19 protein-coding genes are annotated in these 18,830 nt (G+C 72.0%); 10 read left to right on the forward strand and 9 right to left on the reverse strand.

Annotated elements, in window-relative coordinates; genetic code table 11:
- Positions 1–76: 76 nt before the first annotated feature.
- Positions 77–1,810 carry a purine-cytosine permease family protein gene (locus tag RE027_RS10505; RefSeq protein ID WP_368808208.1) on the reverse strand — a complete coding sequence of 578 codons (1,734 nt, stop codon included), beginning with the start codon at positions 1,808–1,810 and terminating at the stop codon, positions 77–79.
- Between the two features lie 332 nt (positions 1,811–2,142).
- On the opposite strand from RE027_RS10505, the gene RE027_RS10510 reads away from it, so the two are divergent.
- The 6 genes from RE027_RS10510 to RE027_RS10535 all read left to right on the forward strand — a co-directional run bounded on the left by RE027_RS10510 (position 2,143) and on the right by RE027_RS10535 (position 7,535).
- A complete protein-coding gene (locus RE027_RS10510) occupies positions 2,143–3,153 on the forward strand; it encodes an alpha/beta fold hydrolase (protein WP_368808209.1) in 1,011 nt (336 codons plus the stop codon).
- A gap of 90 nt (positions 3,154–3,243) precedes the next feature.
- Positions 3,244–3,999 carry a 5-oxoprolinase subunit PxpA gene (locus RE027_RS10515; protein ID WP_368808211.1) on the forward strand — a complete coding sequence of 252 codons (756 nt, stop codon included), beginning with the start codon at positions 3,244–3,246 and terminating at the stop codon, positions 3,997–3,999.
- Positions 4,000–4,049: 50 nt separating this feature from the next.
- The gene (locus tag RE027_RS10520) at positions 4,050–4,289 is read left to right on the forward strand and encodes an acetyl-CoA carboxylase (RefSeq protein ID WP_368808212.1); all 240 of its coding nucleotides are present in this window, start codon (positions 4,050–4,052) and stop codon (positions 4,287–4,289) included.
- 3 nt (positions 4,290–4,292) lie between these two features.
- Positions 4,293–5,681: an acetyl-CoA carboxylase biotin carboxylase subunit gene (locus tag RE027_RS10525; RefSeq protein WP_368808213.1), complete on the forward strand. Its 1,389-nt coding sequence runs from the start codon at positions 4,293–4,295 to the stop codon at positions 5,679–5,681.
- Entirely contained in the window at positions 5,678–6,586 is a 909-nt protein-coding gene (locus tag RE027_RS10530) for a 5-oxoprolinase subunit B family protein (protein WP_368808214.1), read from the forward strand. Before RE027_RS10525 ends, RE027_RS10530 begins: the two co-directional genes overlap by 4 nt.
- Entirely contained in the window at positions 6,570–7,535 is a 966-nt protein-coding gene (locus tag RE027_RS10535; RefSeq protein ID WP_368808215.1) for a 5-oxoprolinase subunit C family protein, read from the forward strand. The genes RE027_RS10530 and RE027_RS10535 overlap by 17 nt, the downstream gene beginning before the upstream one ends.
- 131 nt (positions 7,536–7,666) lie before the next feature.
- On the opposite strand, the gene RE027_RS10540 is transcribed toward RE027_RS10535, so the two are convergent.
- The 6 genes from RE027_RS10540 to RE027_RS10565 all read right to left on the reverse strand — a co-directional run bounded on the left by RE027_RS10540 (position 7,667) and on the right by RE027_RS10565 (position 12,856).
- On the reverse strand, positions 7,667–7,990 hold the full coding sequence (locus tag RE027_RS10540) for a hypothetical protein (RefSeq protein ID WP_368808216.1): 324 nt from the start codon (positions 7,988–7,990) through the stop codon (positions 7,667–7,669).
- Between the two features lie 61 nt (positions 7,991–8,051).
- Complete coding sequence (locus RE027_RS10545; RefSeq protein ID WP_368808217.1) at positions 8,052–8,804, reverse strand: SDR family NAD(P)-dependent oxidoreductase; 753 nt, start codon at positions 8,802–8,804, stop codon at positions 8,052–8,054.
- Between the two features lie 28 nt (positions 8,805–8,832).
- Complete coding sequence (locus tag RE027_RS10550; protein ID WP_368808218.1) at positions 8,833–9,612, reverse strand: SDR family NAD(P)-dependent oxidoreductase; 780 nt, start codon at positions 9,610–9,612, stop codon at positions 8,833–8,835.
- Positions 9,609–10,946: an MFS transporter gene (locus tag RE027_RS10555; RefSeq protein ID WP_368808219.1), complete on the reverse strand. Its 1,338-nt coding sequence runs from the start codon at positions 10,944–10,946 to the stop codon at positions 9,609–9,611. The genes RE027_RS10550 and RE027_RS10555 overlap by 4 nt, the downstream gene beginning before the upstream one ends.
- 27 nt (positions 10,947–10,973) lie before the next feature.
- A complete protein-coding gene (locus tag RE027_RS10560) occupies positions 10,974–11,861 on the reverse strand; it encodes a polysaccharide deacetylase family protein (protein WP_368808220.1) in 888 nt (295 codons plus the stop codon).
- A 26-nt stretch (positions 11,862–11,887) separates the two neighbouring features.
- The gene (locus RE027_RS10565; protein WP_368808221.1) at positions 11,888–12,856 is read right to left on the reverse strand and encodes an asparaginase; all 969 of its coding nucleotides are present in this window, start codon (positions 12,854–12,856) and stop codon (positions 11,888–11,890) included.
- Positions 12,857–13,035: 179 nt separating this feature from the next.
- Here RE027_RS10565 and RE027_RS10570 point away from each other — a divergent pair, with 179 nt between their 5' ends.
- Together RE027_RS10570 and RE027_RS10575 are read left to right on the forward strand one after the other, a co-directional pair.
- Complete coding sequence (locus RE027_RS10570) at positions 13,036–14,037, forward strand: LacI family DNA-binding transcriptional regulator (protein ID WP_368808222.1); 1,002 nt, start codon at positions 13,036–13,038, stop codon at positions 14,035–14,037.
- Positions 14,038–14,264: 227 nt separating this feature from the next.
- Entirely contained in the window at positions 14,265–15,077 is an 813-nt protein-coding gene (locus RE027_RS10575) for a hypothetical protein (RefSeq protein WP_368808223.1), read from the forward strand.
- 7 nt (positions 15,078–15,084) lie between these two features.
- Here RE027_RS10575 and RE027_RS10580 read toward each other — a convergent pair whose 3' ends face one another.
- Both RE027_RS10580 and RE027_RS10585 read right to left on the reverse strand, forming a co-directional pair.
- Complete coding sequence (locus RE027_RS10580) at positions 15,085–15,729, reverse strand: maleylpyruvate isomerase family mycothiol-dependent enzyme (RefSeq protein WP_368808225.1); 645 nt, start codon at positions 15,727–15,729, stop codon at positions 15,085–15,087.
- 33 nt (positions 15,730–15,762) lie between these two features.
- The gene (locus tag RE027_RS10585) at positions 15,763–16,626 is read right to left on the reverse strand and encodes a class I SAM-dependent methyltransferase (RefSeq protein WP_368808226.1); all 864 of its coding nucleotides are present in this window, start codon (positions 16,624–16,626) and stop codon (positions 15,763–15,765) included.
- A 47-nt stretch (positions 16,627–16,673) separates the two neighbouring features.
- On the opposite strand from RE027_RS10585, the gene RE027_RS10590 reads away from it, so the two are divergent.
- Together RE027_RS10590 and RE027_RS10595 are read left to right on the forward strand one after the other, a co-directional pair.
- Positions 16,674–17,264 carry a helix-turn-helix domain-containing protein gene (locus RE027_RS10590; RefSeq protein WP_368808227.1) on the forward strand — a complete coding sequence of 197 codons (591 nt, stop codon included), beginning with the start codon at positions 16,674–16,676 and terminating at the stop codon, positions 17,262–17,264.
- A gap of 195 nt (positions 17,265–17,459) precedes the next feature.
- Complete coding sequence (locus RE027_RS10595; protein WP_368808228.1) at positions 17,460–18,809, forward strand: alkaline phosphatase PhoX; 1,350 nt, start codon at positions 17,460–17,462, stop codon at positions 18,807–18,809.
- The last annotated feature ends 21 nt before the right edge of the window (positions 18,810–18,830 follow it).

The raw sequence follows: 18,830 nt of genomic DNA on the forward strand, positions 1-18,830 counted from the left end.
GGGCGGGGCCTCCCGGGCACGGGACCCGTGCCGGTGGCCGATACCGGGAGCCGGTGCCGCGAGCCGGTACCGGGTGTCAGCGCTGGGCGGGCAGCACGTACCGGCCGGTCTTGTCCGTGGCCAGGGCGAGGGAGGAGATGTACTGCTTCTCCCCGTGCGGACCGGGCTCGGCGGAGAGCAGCATGTCCGGGCGCTCGAACTCCAGGCCGCTGACGTGGCAGGGCAGCTTGGCGTCGGAGGGGTTGCCGTCGGCGTCGAACATCGGCAGGTCGATGCCGTCGTCGGTGCGCCGCAGGTAGTACTTCCCGCGGGTCGCCACGGCCAGCAGGGGCGGGCAGACCAGCGCCAGGCCGATCGCGAACATCGGCGAGTACGGCTGCACGGCGGCCCCGAACGCCCCGAAGAACACGGCGATCGAGATGCCCGCGGAGAGCAGCATCGAGACGAAGCCGACCGGGTTGACGGCGTAGAGCATGCCGCGGCGGAACTCGGGGACCTTGGGCGAGAGCTTGAGCAGGTACTTGTTGACGGCGATGTCGGTGGCGACCGTGACCACCCAGGCCATCGCGCAGTTGGCGTAGAAGCCGAGGATGGTGTTGAGGAAGTCGAACATGTTCGCCTCCATCAGCACGAGGGCGATGGTCAGGTTGACCATGACGAAGACCAGCCGGCCCGGGTAGTGCTTGGTGATGCGGGTGAAGCTGTTGGTCCAGGCCAGGGAGCCGGAGTAGGCGTTGGTGACGTTGATCTTCAGCTGCGAGACCACCACGAGGATCAGGGCCAGGGTGAGCGCCAGCCAGGTCGGCATCATCTCCTCGTAGACGCCGAGGAACTGGTGGACGGGCTCGTTGGCGGTGGCGGAGGCGGCCGGGTCCAGCTTGGCCAGGAGCCAGACCGTGATGAACAGGCCGGTGGCCTGCTTGAGGGCGCCGAAGACCACCCAGCCGGGCCCGCCCATGATCACGGCGGTCCACCACGCGCGGCGGTTGGCGGCGGTCTTGGGCGGCATGAAGCGCAGGTAGTCGATCTGCTCGGCGATCTGCGCCATCAGGGACAGGCACACCCCGGCCGCGAGCATGACGGCGGACATGCTGACCCCGCCGTCTCCGCTCTCGCCCTGGTAGGCGAAGAAGCTCTCCACCGAGTCCGGGTTGGTGACCACGAGGAAGGCCAGCGGGAAGACCATGAGCAGCAGCCACAGCGGGGTGGTCCACACCTGGAGCTTGGCCAGGGTGTTCATCCCGTAGATCACCAGGGGGATGACCACGAGCGTGGAGATCGCGTACCCGAGGGCCTGCGGGATGCCCAGCACCAGCTCGAGGCCCTGGGCCATGATCGAGCCCTCGAGGGCGAAGAAGATGAAGGTGAACGTGGCGAAGATGATGTTGGTGACCACGGACCCGTAGTAGCCGAAGCCCGAGCCGCGGGTGATGAGGTCCAGGTCGATGTTGTACCGGGCCGCGTAGTAGGCCAGCGGCAGGCCGGTGGTGAAGATGACGACCGCGGCCACGGCGATGCCCAGCAGCGCGTTGGCCGTCCCGTGGGCCATGCCGATGCTGGCCCCGATGGAGAAGTCGGCGAGGTAGGCGATGCCGCCCAGGGCGCTGGTGGCCACCACGCCCGGGCCCCACTTGCGGTAGGAGCGCGGGGCGAAGCGCAGGGTGTAGTCCTCGAGGGACTCCTTGGTGGCCTGGCTGACGTCGCGGTCGGGGGCGCCGGGGGCGTGCGCGCCGGCGGGAGCAGGGGCGTCGAGGACGGCGACGCCGGGCGGCGCGGACTCGGAGGCGGGGGGAACGGGCTGATCCGGCATGGTGACTTCTTTCGGTGCGGCAGGCTTTGGTGGGCCAGAACGTGAGGCAGGACGGGGCGGGAGAGGGGAACCGGTGGCGGCGGACGCGCCGGGGTGGGGCGGCGTCGCCGGGACACGGGGCTCTCCCGGGGAAGTGCTTGCCCCGAACCTAGAGACGCCGGAATGCCGGACGGTGTCGGAGCTGTTTCCCGCTCGTAAAGCGCGCCCGGCCACGACCGCGACGTGCAGGAGGCGGTCCGGGCGGCGGGACACCGCGATGCCCGGACCCACCGGGGGAACCGGAGGAGCCACCGTGTAAGGTGACCCGCATCACACCCGTGAAGGAGAGCGGCATGGACACCAGAACCTTCGAGTTGGGCGACTTCCCTCTGCAGAAGGGGGCGGTCCTGCCGTCCGCGAGACTCGGTTATCTCACCCTCGGGGAGCTCAACTCCGCGAAGGACAACGTCGTGGTGTGCCCCACCTGGTTCACGGCGACGCCCCAGGACACCGCGATGTGGATGACCGGCCCGGAGCGTGCCATCACTCCCGACGACCACTTCATCGTGGTCCCGAACCACTTCGGGGCCGGCGTCTCCTCCTCACCGAGCAACACGCCGGCGCCCTTCGGCAAGAGCCTGTTCCCCTGGGCGACCGCCTACGACAACGTCGTCGCGCAGCACCGGCTGCTGACCGAGGTGTTCGGCATCGAGAGGATCAGGCTCGTCTCCAGCTGGTCGATGGGCGCGTGCCAGTCCTACGCGTGGGCCGCGCTCCACCCCGAGATGGTCGGAGCCATCGCCCCGATCTCCGGGTCCGCCCGCACGGGCCGCTTCAACAAGGTGTTCCTGCACGCGCTGCAGCGGGCGCTGACCACGGACCCGGACTGGAACGACGGCTTCTACGGCGACAAGCCCCCCGTGCGCGGGCTCCGGACCTTCGCCTCGATCTACGCCGGCTGGGGCTTCTCCGAGCCCTTCTACCGCGACGAGGAGTTCCAGGCCTTCGGCGCGCGGAGCATCGAGGAGTTCATCGAGATCTTCTGGGAGCCCTTCTTCCTCAAGTGCGACGCCAACGACCTGATGGCCCAGATACGCACCTGGTACCACAACGACCTCGGCGACCACCCGGAGTTCGGCGGTGACTTCGACGCCGCGCTCGGCTCGATCACGGCACGGACCCTCATCATGAACTCGGAGACGGACAGCTACTTCCCGCCGGTCGACAGTGCGTACGAGGCCTCGCGGATCCCCGAGGCGCAGGCCCGGCCGATCCCGTCGACCTGGGGGCACCTGGCCCCGTTCAGCCCCGAGGCCCAGAAGTTCATCGATGCCGGGCTGCGCGAGCTGCTCGGCACGGACTGAACCGCCGTGCCGACGGCGCCGGAGTCCGATCCGCGGACGGTGCGGCTCCTGCCCGTTCCCCCGAGGGCCTCGCATCCCTAGGCTGTGACCATGGCCACGCCACGGACCAGCACCCGGCCCACCGTCAACTCGGACCTGGGCGAGGGGATCGGCCTGCACCGCTTCGGCAACGACCCGGAGCTGCTGCAGGTCGTGGACCTCGCCAACGTCGCCTGCGGTTTCCACGCAGGGGACCCGGACATCATGTCCGCGACGGTCGCTGCGGCCGTGGCCCACGACGTGCGGATCGGGGCGCACCCGTCGCTGCCGGACCAGTGGGGCTTCGGCCGCCGCGCCATGGTGCTCACCCCGGAGGAGGTCGAGTCCCTGGTCCGCTACCAGGTGGGCGCCCTCACCGGCTTCCTGCTCCAGCACGGGGCGGACCTGCACCACCTCAAGCCGCACGGCTCCCTCTACGGCATGGTCGCCAAGGACCCGGCGCTCATGGAGTCCGTGGCCGCGGTCGCCGCGGACTACGGCGTGACGGTGCTCGGGATGGCCGGCACCGCCCACGAGGCGGTGTGCGCCGAGCGCGGCGTGCCGTTCGTGGCCGAGCTGTACGTCGATCTCGACTACACCGCCGAGGGCGGGCTGATCATCCGGCGCAGCCCGCACGCCACCGACCCGCAGGCCGCCGCCGACCGGGTGAGGCAGGCCCTGGCCGAGGGCAGCGTGCGCGCCGAGGACGGCACGGAGCTGCCGATGCGCTTCGAGTCCGTGTGCGTGCACTCGGACGCCCCCGGGGCGCCCGCGGTCGCCCGCGCCGTGCAGGACGCGATCGACGCCCACAGGACCACCGCCGAGTGACCCCGAAGGACGACCCGAAGGACCCAGCAGCACCCACCGAAAGGACCGTCATGGCCGAGATCCAGTCACCGCTCCCCGGCGTCTTCTACCGCCGCCCCTCCCCCGGCAAGGACCCGTTCGTGCAGGACGGCGACCAGGTCGAGGCCGGCCAGGTCATCGGCCTCATCGAGGTGATGAAGCAGTTCTCGGAGGTGCAGACCGACTCGGCCGGAACCCTCCAGGGCTTCCGGCTCCAGGACGGGGACATGGTCCACCCCGGGGACGTCATCGCCGTCGTCGCGGAGAGCTGAGCCGTGGCGATCTCCACGCTGCTGGTGGCCAACCGGGGCGAGATCGCGGTCCGGGTCCTCCGCTCCGCGCAGGACATGGGCCTGCGCACGGTCCTGGCCGTCAGCGAGGCCGACCAGGAGTCGATGGCGGCGGGCCTCGCCGACGCGGTCGCCGTCGTCGGGCCCGCTCCCGCCCAGAAGTCCTACCTCAACGCCGAGGCGCTCGTGGCCGCGGCCCTCGAGCACGGCTGCGACGCGGTGCACCCCGGCTACGGCTTCCTCTCCGAGAACGCCGCGTTCGCCCGGCGCGTCCAGGAGGCGGGGCTGACCTGGGTGGGCCCCGACCCTGACGTCATCGACCTCATGGGCCACAAGACCCGCGCCCTGGAGGCCGCGGTCGCCGCGGGCGTGCCCGTCCTCGCTGGGTCCGGCGGCCCTCTGGAGGGCGACGGCGACGCCGTCGTGGCGCTGGCCCGGGAGGTCGGCTATCCGCTGGTGATCAAGGCCTCGGCCGGCGGCGGCGGGCGCGGCATCCGCCTGGTCCGCGCCGAGGAGGAGCTGCTGCGCACCGTCGACACCGCGCGGTCCGAGGCGGGGGCGAGCTTCGGGGACACCACCGTGTACCTGGAGCGCTTCGTCGAGCGGGCCCGGCACGTGGAGGTCCAGGTGCTCGGGGACGGCGAGACGTTCCTGCACCTGGGCGACCGGGACTGCTCCCTGCAGCGCCGCTCGCAGAAGATCGTCGAGGAGGCCCCGGCCCCGGACCTGCCGGACGCCGTCCGCGAGCGCATCCGGGAGTCCGCCGTGAACCTGGCCCGGCTCTGCCGGTACTCCGGGGTGGGGACGGTCGAGTACCTCTACGACCCCGCCCGGCAGGAGGCGGCGTTCATCGAGATGAACACCCGCCTGCAGGTGGAGCACCCGGTCACGGAGTTCGTCACCGGCGTGGACCTCGTGGCCGAGCAGCTGCGCATCGCCTCGACCGGGCGGACGGCGCTGCGGCAGGAGGACATCGCCTTCGGCGGCCACTCGGTGGAGTGCCGGATCAACGCCGAGGACCCGGAGCGGAAGTTCCTGCCGAGCCCCGGGACCATCACCCGGCTGGACTGGCCGGAGGGCGAGGACTACCGCGTGGACAGCGGCGTGCGCGCCGGGGACACCGTGGCCCCGTACTACGACTCGCTGCTCGCGAAGCTGATCGTGCACGCCGAGGACCGCGAGGTCGCGGTGCAGCGGATGGGCGCGGCCCTCGCGGCCACGCACGTCGAGGGAATCCGGACCACGGTGCCGCTGCTGCGGCGGCTCGTGCTGGACCCGGTGTTCACGGCCGTGGAGCACCACACCACCTGGATCGAGACCGAGCTGCTCAGCGACCGGCCCGCTGAGCCGCCCAGTGAGGGGAGCACACCGTGACCGAGACCCTGCACCTGCCCACCGCCCGCTACACCTGGGGCGGGGACGAGTTCCTGTTCGTGGAGTTCGACGAGGCCATGAACCTCACCGCCAACTACCTGGCCACCGCCGTGGCCCAGGGCCTCACCGCGCTCGGGCTCGACGGCGTCGTGGACGTCTGCCCCGCCAACGCGTCCCTGCTCGTGCGCTTCGACCCCGACGTCCTCGGCCCCCGGGAGCTCAAGCGCCGCACCCAGGAGCTCGAGAGCCAGGCCCGCACCTCCACCCAGTACACGGTGGACACGCGGATCATCGAGGTCCCGGTCTGGTACCAGGACCCCTACACCGCCGAGGTGGTCGCCCGCTTCCGCGAGGGCTACCACCAGGACCCCTCCGGCACCGACCTCGACTACGCCGCCCGGGCCAACGGTCTGAAGGACGCAGCCGAGTTCATCCGCCGCCACCACGGGTCCCCGTGGCTGGTGTCCATGGTGGGGTTCGTGGCGGGGCTGCCGTTCCTGTACCAGCTCGTGCCCCGCGAGCAGCAGCTGCAGGTGCCCAAGTACCTCAGCCCCCGCACGGACACTCCCCCGCTGACCGTGGGCCACGGCGGGTGCTTCGCCTGCATCTACTCCGTGCGCGGCGCCGGGGGCTACCAGATGTTCGGCGTCGCCGCCGCGCCCATCTACGACCCCGAGCAGCACCTGCCCGACTTCCGCGACTTCCTCATCCTCTTCCGGCCCGGGGACCTCGTGAAGTTCCGGCCGGTCGACGAGGCCGAGTACCGGGCCATCCAGGAGCAGGTCGAGGCCGGCACCTGGCGGTTCAAGCAGGCGGCCGTGACCTTCGACGTCGAGGCCGCGCTCGCCGATCCCGACACCTACAACCGCACCCTCCTGGAGGCCCTCGATGGCGCTGAGAATTGAGCAGTCCGGACTGCTGACCACCGTCCAGGACCAGGGACGGCCCGGCTACTACGACGTGGGCATCCCGCAGGGCGGGGCCATGGACCAGGAGTCCGCCCAGGCCGCCAACAAGCTCGTGGGCAACTCCGCGGCCGAGGCCGTGCTGGAGTGCACCTACACGGGCCCGTCCTTCACGGTGGACGCGCCGACGACGATCGCGGTGGCCGGCGCCGACGTGCCCCTGGTCGTCAACGGGCAGGAGCAGCCCCCGTGGACCCGGATCGAGCTGGCCGAGGGCGACGCCGTGCGGTTCGGCGTGATCCGCGCCGGCGCCCGGTTCTACCTCGCGGTGCGCGGCGGCGTCGACGTGCCGGAGGCGCTCGGCTCCCGATCCACCTACGCGATCGGGCGGCTGGGCGGGCTGGACGGCCGGAAGCTGGAGGCCGGGGACCTGGTGCCCGTGGGCGAGCCGACCGGGCTCCTGCCGTCGATCGAGGAGATCCCCGCCTCGCACCGGCCCGCGCTCGGCGGCCCGCTGGAGCTGCGGATCGTGTGGGGGCTCTACGACCACCTGCTCACCGACGAGGGCCGGCGCCGGCTGGTCGAGGAGCAGTGGAGGCTCACCCCCGTGGCCGACCGGATGGGGCTGCGCTTCGAGGGCCCCGGGGTGGAGTGGGTCGAGCGGGAGCAGCCCTTCGGGGCGGGCTCGGACCCGTCCAACATCGTGGACGCCGGCTACGCCGTGGGCTCGATCCAGATCCCCGGCGGCACCCAGCCGATCGTGCTGCACCGGGACGCGGTCTCCGGCGGCGGCTACGCCATGGTGGGCACCGTGATCTCCGCGGACATGGACCTGCTGGCCCGGGCCACCCCGGGGACGGCGACCCGGTTCCGGGCGGTGAGCCTGGACGAGGCGCTGGAGGCGCGGCGGGAACGGGCGGAGCGGCTCGAGCAGATCTGGGGGCTGTGACCGTCTCCGGGTCCCGGCCCGTGCGCTGACGACGCGCTGACGACCCGGCCCCTGGGTTCCCCGGAGCGCGACGGCGGTGGGGCGGTGTCTCCCGGGACGCCGCCCCACCATCGTGGAGGGCCCGGACGCGCTCAGACGGTGTCGGCGCTGAGGAGCAGCGCCGACACGAGCCGCCCTGCGTCCATGGGCGGGGAGCCGTGGTGGGATCCGTCCTCGAGGAGCCGCTCGAACTCCGCGCCGCCGTCGTCCGGCAGGGCACGCCGGTCGACGAGGTGCTTCTCGACCAGGGCGTCGGCCAGCGTCTCGACGTCGGGGAAGACCTGCTGGGCCCCCGTCCGGGAGCCCAGCACCCACCGGTCGCCCAGGACGGTGATCCTCGCGCGGCGCCCCACGCTCCGCCGCAGCTCCGCGAGGACGGCCGGTTTCATCCTGTTGAGGTTGATGTAGGCCGTCACCGTCGAGACCGCCCGACCTCCGGGGCATCCTGCGCACATCGTCGACGTCTCCTTCCGGGGGCTACGGCATCACGTCGCCGCTGTTGGGCCCCAGCGTCTGACCGGTGTAGAGGTCGCCGCCGGGCGAGGAGGCCAGCAGCAGCGCGGTGGGCGCCACCTCGTGGGCCTGGCCGAAGCGGCCGATGGGCAGTTCGGCCTGCTTGGCGGCCTTCCAGTCCTCGGACAGCCCCTCGATCAGCGGTGTGACGATCGGACCCGGGGCGATCGCGTTGACGAGGACGTGGTGCTCGGCGAGCTCCAGCGCCATGGCCTTCGTCATGCCGATCACCCCGGCCTTGGCCGCGACGTAGTGCGTCAGGCCGGTGCCGCCCTTGATGCCCAGCTGGGAGGCGATGTTGATGATCCGCCCGCCGCCGCGCTCGACCATGTGCGGAGCAGCCCAGCGCGCGGCCAGGAACACCCCCTTGAGGTCCACGGCGAGCACCTTGTCGAACGTCGCCTCGCTCATCTCCAGCAGCGGCGTCTCGTCGAGGATGCCCGCGGCGCTCACCAGGACGTCGATCCCGCCCAGCTCCCCGGCCACCTTGTCCATCGCCGCCCGCACAGCCTCGCCGTCGGTGACGTCCACGGCGAGCGCCGTGGTCCGGCCGCCGAAGGCGCGGCTCTCCTCCGCGACCGCCCGGGCGTGCTGCTCGTCGCGGTCGAGCACGGCCACGTCGGCGCCCTCGCGGGCGAAGAGCAGGGCGATGGCCGCACCGATGCCGCTGCCGCCGCCGGTGACGACCGCGACCTTGCCGCTCAGCTGTCGTTCCATGTCCGTTCCTCCTGGGGTCTGCACGGGATCAGCTCGGCCAGCGGACGGTGAGCCCGCCGTCGACGATCAGCTGCTGCCCCGTGACGTAGGCCGAGTCGTCGCTGGTGAGGAAGCGGATGGTGCGCGCGGCCTCGTCGACGTTGCCGACGCGGCCCCACGGGATGATCGACCCCGCGGCGTCCAGGCCCTCCCGGCCCAGGGAGTTCACCGGGTCCAGGGACTGCGGGCTCTCGATCAGCCCGGGGATGACGGTGTTGACCCGGATCTTGCGCGGTGCCAGTTCCACGGCCAGGGAGCGGCAGAGGCCGAGCAGCCCGGCCTTGGCCGCGGCGTAGTGGGAGTGCTCCTCCCAGCCGTAGACCCCGCCCGCGATCGAGGACGTCGCCACCATGGCCCCGCCGCTCGTCATCCGTGCGCTGCAGGAGCGGAAGACGCGCAGGACGCCGGAGAGGTCGACGGCCATCATGTCGTCCCACGCCTCGTCGGTCATCTCGGCCAGCGCGGCACGGCGCAGGATGCCGGCCGCGGCCACCGAGATGTCCAGGCGGTCGAACTCGTCGAGCGCCGTCTGGGCGAGCTTCTCGGTGTCCTCGAAGCTGCGCACGTCCATGGGCACGGCCACGCACTGCCCACCCGCGGCCTCCACGGCGCGGACGGTGTCCGTCGCGTCGTGGGGGTCGGCCGGCAGATAGCCGACCACGCTGCGGGCGCCGGCCCGGGCGTAGGCCACCGCCAGGGCCCGCCCGATCCCGCTGCCGCCGCCGGAGATCACGGCGACCTTTCCCTCGAGTCCGTCGTCGCGCATCATGCGATCACCGTCGTCCGCTTGCCGGCGTCGTCGATGGTCCGGGTCCCGGCCATGCACAGCGCCGAGACGAGCAGGCCCCCGGTGCCGGAGACGATCGCGGCCCACTGCATGTCCACGTCCAGGAACAGGAGCAGGCTGAGCACGCCGGAGCCCGCGATGCCGCCCAGCGGCGCCATCACGTGGGCGACGTTCGTCCCCATGCCCCGCACGTGGGCCGGGAAGGACTCGCCCATGTAGAACAGCAGCGCCGCGTAGGGACCGGTGAGGAAGAACAGGGTCAGCGCGTACATCGGGAAGACGAACCAGGGCGTGCCCGGGCCCAGCAGCATGGCGAGGCTGACGATGGCGCCGGCCAGCCAGCCGATGACCACGGTGCGCTTGCGGGTGATGCGGTCGCCCAGCCAGCCGTGGAAGACGTAGCCGACGAAGCCCACGGCGTTGGCCAGCACCAGCACGATCAGCGCGTTCTCGAAGGTCACGCCCTTGGCCTCCACGAGCACCGTGGTGCCGAGCACGGAGAACACCTGGATGGCGAACCAGTTGAAGAACCACGCCAGGGCCAGCAGGGTGGTGTGCTTGCGCAGCTCCGGGGTGAAGACGTCCTTGAAGCCGGTCCTGTGGTGGCTGCCCTCCTCAAGGTCGTGCTCGGCGGCCAGCCGGTGGGCGCCCTCGACGTCCCCGGCCGCACGGCGCCGCTGCACCTCGCGGATGGCGGCGAAGGTCGGGGACTCCGGCAGACGCGAGGCCAGCAGCGCCACGAACAGGGCCATCACCGCGGCCACCACGAAGCTCCAGCGCCAGCCGATGACCGGCAGCAGCAGAGCTGACATGCCCGCCGAGACGAGCGCGCCCACGGGCCAGCCGCCCTGCACGAGGGAGTACATGAGGCCGCGGTTCTTGGCCTCCTTGTACATCTCGTTGAGGTAGACCGCGTTGACGACCTCCTCGGACATGGAGAACCCGGAGAAGGAGCGGATCAGGATCAGGCTGACGGCACCCGCGGCCAGGCCGGTGAAGCCCGCCGCGGCCGCGCCACCGAGCATGAGCACCACGAGCGCGTTCTTGCGGCCCATGCGGTCGATGATCGTGCCCACCGCCAGGGCGACGACGAAGATGCCGACGTGGGCGACCGTGTTGACCGCGGTGGCCTCGGCGGTGGTCCACCCGAAGTCCTCCGCGATGACGGGCAGCAGCGTCCCGAACAGCGTGAAGTCGTAGACGGAGACGACCCAGGCGATGAAGCAGACGACGGAGACCTTCCGCACCATCTGCGGGGTGATCTTGACGTCCCAGGGCTCGACGTCGGGCGTCTGGTGGGATCGGATTGCGGACATGGCGGGAAATCCTTCGAACGAGCCGGGTCAACCGGCGTTGCGGGGATTGCGGGTCGCGAAGTCGCGGGCGACGTCCTCCATGAAGGCGAACTCCACCCCGTCGTGTCCGGCGATGTGGTCGAAGAGGCGCTCGAGCATCAGCAGGTTCTGCGGCCGGCCGCAGACGTCGGGGTGGATGGTGAGCGGGAAGACGGCGTAGTCCATCTCCCGGTACACCCAGTCGAACTGGTCCCGCCACAGCTGCTCGATGTCCCGCGGGGACACGAAGCCGTGGCTGTTGGGGCTGGACTTGATGAACATCATCGGCGGGAGGTCGTCCAGGTACCACGAGGCCGGGATCTCGATCAGGTCCGTCTCCTCGCCGCGCACCAGCGGCTTCATCCACTCCCGGGCCGAGGCCGCGTCGTAGTCGATCTTGGTCCAGGTGTCGCAGACCCGGACGTAGTACGGGGTGTGGTCGTCGTGCATGAGCGAGTGGTCGTAGAGGAACCCGCGCTCGAGCAGGATCTCGTTGGTCACCCCCGAGAACTCCCACCACGGGGCCACGTAGCCCACCGGCTTCCTGCCGGTGCGGTTCTCGATGAGGTCGGTGCAGTAGTCGAGGATCTCGGTCTCCTGCTGGCGGGTCATCGCGATGGGGTTCTCGTGGGAGTACCCGTGGACCCCGATCTCGTGCCCGGCCTCGACCACGGCGTCGAACTCCTTCGGGAACGTCTCGATGGAGTGCCCCGGCCAGAACCAGGTCACCGGCATCTCCCGGCGCTGGGCGAGCTGGAGCAGCCGGGGCACCCCGACCTCGCCGGCGAACAGGCCGCGGGAGATGTCGCCCGGGGAGTCCTCCCCGCCGTAGGAGCCGAGCCAGCCGCCGACGGCGTCGACGTCGATGCCGACGGACACGTAGATCTTCTTGGACATGATGTCTCCTCTGGTGGGTGGGTGTTCTACAGGTGGGCGGTGAACGCCTCGGGGAACTCGGTGCTCGAGGTCCCGAGGGAGATCAGGAGGGCGGCGAGGATGCGCGCCTGGAGGGGGTTCAGGTCCCCGGAGGGGACGGCGCCCGCAGCGACGAGGTCGGTGCCCCCGCCGTTGCCGTAGACCGGCACCACGGGTCCCCACGGGGCCCGGGTGCTGAGCACGACGGCGCACCCCGCCGCCACCGCCCGCCCGACGGCCTCGGCGAAACCGGGGCCCGCGTTGCCGACGCCCGACCCGGCCAGGACCACGGCCCGGGCACCGGAGTGCACCGCGAAGTCGAACAGGTCGGGGGTGGCGCCGGTGTGGGCCGTGATGATCTCGACCCGGGTGGTGTCGAAGGCGGCCGGCGGCATCGGCAGGGCCCGCCCGCGGACCGGCCTGGCCGTCACCACGAGCTCGGACCCCGCCATGTGCGCCACCTCGGCCCCGCCCTGGAAGGGGTTGCTCGCGGTGGTGTGCGCCTTCCGGGCCCCGCGCGCCGAGCGGACGGTGCCGTCGAAGGAGATCAGCACGCCGCTGTCGCGCAGCCCGGGGGACGCGGCGGCCAGCACCGCCTCCTCGACGTTGCGCGGCCCGTCCGGGGCGGGGCTGTCGGCGGGCTGCTGGGCACCGGTGAGCACCGCGCTCTTGGACGAGCCGTGCACCAGGTCCAGCAGGAACGCGGTTTCCTCGAGGGTGTCGGTCCCGTGGGTGACCACCACCCCGTCGTTGCCCGGATCGGCCAGCGACTCCTGCGCCGCCTCGGCGATCAGCCGCAGATCGGCCAGGCTCAGCCGGTAGCTGCCGGTGGTCAGGACGTCCCGGGACGAGACGGTCAGCTCGCCGTACTGACCGCGGGCCAGCTGGGCCGCGGTGTCGGTGGCCACCGAGCCCCCGGTGCCGTTGCCGCGCGACGCGATGGTCCCGCCGGTGCCGAGCAGTTGGATGTGGGCCACTGCCTGCCTCCTCCCGTGCACGGTCCACCCGGACCACCGGACAGTCCATGCAATCGAATGCCGCAATCGATTGCGTAAGATGTTGGGGTCGACCCTAGGGCGGATCTAGAGTGATGCGCAACACATTCACGAAGATTTAACGTCCGTTACTGTGTGGCAACAGAGGCGAGGAGGTGGACATGGGCGCACGGCCGACGGTCACGCTGAAGGCCCTGGCGGGCGAGCTGGGCCTCAACGCCTCGACGGTCTCCAGGGTGCTGAACGACCCCAAGGGCCTGGACTCCAAGTGGGCCGCGCAGGACACCAAGGAGAAGATCTTCGCCCTCGCCGAGGAGCGGGGCTACCGCAAGAACCCCTACGCCGCGTCCCTGCGCACGGCCAAGTCCACCATGATCGGCGTCGTGGTGCCCCGCCTGCAGGACTACGTCCTGGCCACCATGTACGAGGGCATCGACGAGGCCGCCTCGGAGCACGGCTACTTCACCGTGGTCTCCAACTCCCTGGACGACCCCGCGGCCCACCGCGCCAAGGCGGAGAAGCTGCTGGACCGACGGGCCGACGGGCTGATCTTCGGCGACGCCCTGTTCGAGGACCCCTTCCTGGACGAGCTCGCCGACCACGGGGTGGCCTTCACCCTCGTGAGCCGGCGCTCCCCCGGGCACCGGTCCGTGACCTGCGACGACTACGCCGGGGGGCGGCTCGTCGCCGAGCACCTCGTCGCCTCCGGCCGGAGGACCTTCGGCCTCGTCGCCGGCCACCCCCGGGCCTCGACCTCGATGGACCGGTGCGCCGGCTTCCTGGACGCCCTCGCCGAGCACGGCTTCGGCGTGGATCCGGCCCAGGTGGTCCCCGGCGGATTCGACGCCCCGGCGGGCAGCGCGGCCGCCGCCAGGATCCTCGCCGCCGGACCGCTGCCCGAGGCGGTCTTCGCGGTCAACGACTTCGCGGCCATCGGCGCGCTCGGCGTGTTCACCCGGGAGGGGATCAGCGTCCCGGAGGACACGGCCCTCGTCGGCTTCAACGACACGCCGCTGGCCGGCAGCGTGGGCCTCACCACCGTGCGCTCCCCCATGCACCGGATCGGCCGGCAGGGTTTCGAGATGCTGATGGACACCCTGGACGGCAAGGACGTCGAGAGCGTCCAGCTGCCCCCCGAGCTGGTCGTGCGCACGAGCACCTAGACAGCGGCCGCGGAACCGCGATCCTGCGCCCGACACCTTCCGGCCGTGGACGGACGTGCGGAGCCGGCGTCACGGCATCCGGGGCGGGCCGTTGGCTTTCCGGACAGCAGTGACCGCGTCGTGCTACTGCCCGCGGAGCACGGGGTTCCGGACGGCCGTTCCCAGAGTCCTCGCACCGGCGGCGACTACACTGGGCGCTCAGGAAGCACGGTCTTCGGGGGTCCACCATGAAGAACACCGAGAGCAGCAGCAGCGCCGTCGTCTGGCTGGTTTTGCTCGCCGTGGTCGTCCTGCTCTTCCTGCCCCGGCTGGTCGTCCTCGGCGGTCCCGCTCTCCTCAGCCTGGTCCCGCTCGGCCTGTTCGTCTGGCTGTGCGCGGGCTTCATCCGCCGTCAGAGCCGGGCCGACGCGTCCCCGGACGGTCCCGACGGCGAGCAGCCGGCCGTCGTCCGGGCTCCCGGGCACCCCGATGCGCAGGACGCCCGGGTGGCCGGGGCGTCCAACATGCGCACGGCGTGGATCTCGTGGCACCTCCGCTCGCTGCCCGAGCAGGAGGACGCCAGGGATCCCCGGTTCCTCACCGGGACGCTGGCCGTGGTCCCCCAGGCAGACTGGGACGTGGCCCGGCTGCGGCAGCACGGGCGGGCCCTGTGGTCCCTGCGCACCGGCGCGCGGCGGCACGATCTGCTCGACGAGCTGGACGCGCGCCTGGACCGCACGGTCGCCATGATCTCCGATCTCACCGACGACGAGTTCGACACCAGCCTCGGCCAGGTCAACGACCAGTACCTCTACCACCCGGACCGGGGTATCCGCACCGCCTACCTGGAGGGCGGTGCGCTGGGCGTGGAGGCCATCATGGACGCGGTCACCGCCGCCCGGGCCCAGGCCCGCGAGGACGCCGCCACGAAGGCCGCCGCGGATTCCCTGGCCCAGCAGCGCAACGCCGCGCTCCGGGCGCTGCGGGAGACCCACAAGCCCACCGAGGGCCGGGACGCCCACGCCGCCTGGGAGGAGCAGGCCCGGGAGATCGAGGAATGACCCGCCGTCAGCCGACCCCGCAGCGCGCCCTCAGGGTGGGCACGCCCTCGCCCGTCAGGTCGTCGCAGTACGCCTCCCGGCCGGCCATCGCCATGGTGAGCGCCAGTGTGCTCCCCCGGACCACGGGGCCGGAGCCGGACTCGAAGGGTCCGTCGGTCGCCACCAGTTGAAGGCCCTGAGCCGCACTGCGGCTGGGCACCGTGAAGTCCCGGCCGGCGAAGAACCGCACCACGGCGGTCACGGCATCGGCCGACGGGGTGCTCGGCATCCCGAGCGGCCGGCGGATGTCCTGGCCGTGGACGACGACCTCCCCGAGCCATGCCGCGGTGTGCTTCGACGGCGCCCTCGTGCTCCCGGCCACGGCCCGGAACCGCTGGAGCGTCTCGGCGGGGGTGGCACCCCGGTGCTCCTCCAGCCGGCGCCGGTTGTGCAGGTCGAAGTCGAAGCGGGCGCCCAGCACGCTGCGGAGCCAGCGGACTCGCCCGATGCTCGCGGCCGCCGTCAGGTGAGCGACGACCTCCTCCACGGACCACTGCCCGCACAGGGACGGCTCCGCCCACTGCTCACCGGTCAGACCGGCCAGGTCCTCGGCCAGCGCAGCGCGCTCGACATGGATGGCGGTCCACAGGTCGTCCGGGCTCTTCGGCTCCATGCCCCCACTGAAGCACATCCGGGTGGGCGGTGCTCAGGGGCGCCGGGCCGCCCAGACGGTGCGGCTGCCCTGGAAACTCAGGTTCCGGCGGTTCAGCAGGGCTTCAGGGGCGTTCTGGGCCAGGAGGCGGTCCAGGACGTCGAGGTCCTTGGAGGCCAGCCGGTCCTGCAGGGCCGGGCGCATGCGGGCGAACCAGGCGGCGGCATAGCGGGCGGTGGCCGACGGCGCCGGGGACGCCCCGGTGCTGACGGTGCGTGGAGCGAGGACCTCGAAGCCGGCGTGCTCCAGGAGGGGCCGCCAGTCCGGGTGCGCGTTCCACCCGGCGTCGGCCAGGGCCCGGTGACACCGGGACTCCAGCCCGGGGCGGCCGAGCCCGATGTCGTCGGGGAGGAAGCGGGGCAGGGCGTCCATCTCGACGACCACCAGCAGCCCGCCGGGCCGCAGCGCGGCCCGGACTCCCGCCAGCACGGCACCGGGGTCGGCGACCTCGTGCAGGAACGAGGAGGCCCACACCAGATCGGCCGCCCCGACCGCGGGCCAGGCCACGTCGAGGTCGGCCTGCACCGCCTGCACCCGGCCCTCCAGTCCCTGTCCGCGGGCCGCGGCCCGCACGCGGTCGAGCATGACCGCAGACCGGTCGACCGCCACCACCCGCGCGGCGGAAAAGCGCCGGGCCAGGGCCAGGCTGCCGGTGCCGGTGCCGGCACCCAGGTCGACGACCGTGCGCGGGCCGGCCGCCACCTGCTCGGCGATCCACGCGGTCACCTCATTCAGGGCGGAACCGGACAGCTCCGCATCCAGGTCCAGCATCTGGGCCAGGCCTTCTTCGAGCCGGTGTCCGTCGTCGTGCCCTGCGTGGACCGCGGCGTGAACCCCGGCGTGGGAGTGCTGTGTCATGCCTCCAGACTATGCGTTCCGTGCTCCTGCGACATAGACTCTTGCCCATGACGCAAGAACTTGCCTTGGACACCGTCATCCGCCAGCGCATCCGCGGTCTGCGACTGGCGCGCGGTTGGTCCCTGGACGCCCTGGCCTCCCGCTGCTTCCTCAGCCCCTCCACCCTGAGCCGCATCGAGACCGGGCACCGCCGGATCGCCCTGGACCAGCTGGTGCCCATCGCCCGGGCACTGGGCACCACGCTGGACGAGCTCGTGGAGTCCCCCGGCGACGAGGACGTGGTGATCCGCCCCGAGCCCGGCCACACCCCGGGCATGACCACCTGGCTGCTGTCCCGGGAGGACGCCCTGCAGGGCATGACGGTCGCCAAGATGCGGATCAGCCCGGAGCGCTCGGCCGCCACGGAGCAGCTGGCGGTGCACCCCGGCCGGGAGTGGTTCACCGTGCTCTCCGGCACCGTGCGCCTGCGCCTGGGAGAGCGGACCGTGCTCGTCGAGGCCGGTCACGCGGCCCAGTTCTCGACCATGGTCCCGCACGCCATCGAGGCCCACCACGGCCCCGTGGAGATCCTCACCATCTACGACCACGACGGGCAGCGCGCCCACCTGCACGACGCCGGGCGCATCCTGCCCGCGTGAGGCGGACGGCCCGTCGTCCCCGCGCCTCGGGGTCGCCGCGGGGACGACGGCGGTGCCCGGGCTCGCCCTGCCGGCGCAGGAAGGCGCCATGTGCTCGACGCGGGACATTCACGTCGCGCTGGTCTGCTATTCGATGTCTTTTGCTGGAGTCGGTCCTCGGAAGCACCTGATCGAGCCAGTGAGGACAGCACCGAGATGACGACAGCACCGACACCCATGACGGCCCCGGTAGGACGCCGCGGACTCCTGAAGGCCGGCGGGGCGATGAGTGCCGCCGCCGCGCTCTCCGCGCTGATGGGAAACACCGCGCACGCCGCCCAGGGGCGCCGGAACGGGAACGACACGATGCAGGCGCCGGACAACGGCGGCTACGGGCCGCTGCGGCCGGCCCCGGGTGGGGAACTGCTGCTGCCGGCCGGCTTCAGCTGTGTGGCCTTCGGCCACACGGGCACCCCCATGAGCGACGGCACGCCCACGCCGGGCAAGCACGACGGCATGGCCGCCTTCGCGGGCGAGAACGGCACGATCCGCCTGGTGCGCAACCACGAGCAGGCCGAGGGACCGGCCTTCGGCGCGCGCGCCTACAACCCCAACGCCGCCGGCGGCACGACCAACCTGGTCTTCGACCCGCGCAGCATGGAGCTGGTCAGCACCTACCCCTCGCTGACCGGCACCATCCGCAACTGCGCCGGCGGGCCCACCCCCGCGGGGACGTGGCTGACCTGCGAGGAGACGTTCACCGGCCTGGACGTGGAGCACCCGCACGGCTACGTGTTCGAGGTCCCCGCCGACGCCACCGCGCCCGTCGACCCGGTGCCGCTGAAGGCGATGGGCCGGTTCACCCACGAGGCGGTCGCGATCGACCCGAGGACCGGGATCGTCTACGAGACGGAGGACCGCGGCACCTCGGGGTTCTACCGCTTCCTCCCGAACGACCGCGACGACCTGGCCGCCGGCGGAAAGCTGCAGATGCTGGCCGTCAAGGACAACCCCCAGTACGACACCCGCTTCAGCCAGCGCGTCGGCAAGCCGCTGCCGGCCGAGTGGGTCGACATCGCCGATCCGGACCCGGACAGCACCGACACGCTGGCCGTGTTCAAGCAGGGTCACCAGCAGGGCGGTGCGGTCTTCGCCCGGCTCGAGGGCGCCTGGTACGGCGACGGCTCGATCTACATCAACTCCACGAGCGGCGGCGACGCCGGCCTCGGCCAGGTGTGGGAGTACCGTCCCCGCGGGAACTCCGGCGGCCAGCTCGTGCTGGTCTACGAGTCGACCGACCCGGAGGTGCTGCAGGCCCCGGACAACCTCTGCGTGTCCCCGAACACCGGTGGTCTGGTGCTGTGCGAGGACGGCGGCGGCAAGGACCTGCTGCGCGGCGTCACTCCCGAGGGCCTGATCTTCGACGTGGCGGAGTTGAACTCCCCCAACACCAGCGAGCTGGCCGGTGCCACGTTCAGCCCGGACGGCCGGATCCTGTTCTTCAACGTGCAGAGCCCCGGCATCACCTACGCCGTCACCGGCCCGTGGGAGCGCGGCGCACTGTAGAGCGACCGGGGTGCTCCGGCA

Source organism: Kocuria sabuli, assembly GCF_040981185.1.
Classification (GTDB): domain Bacteria; phylum Actinomycetota; class Actinomycetes; order Actinomycetales; family Micrococcaceae; genus Kocuria; species Kocuria sabuli.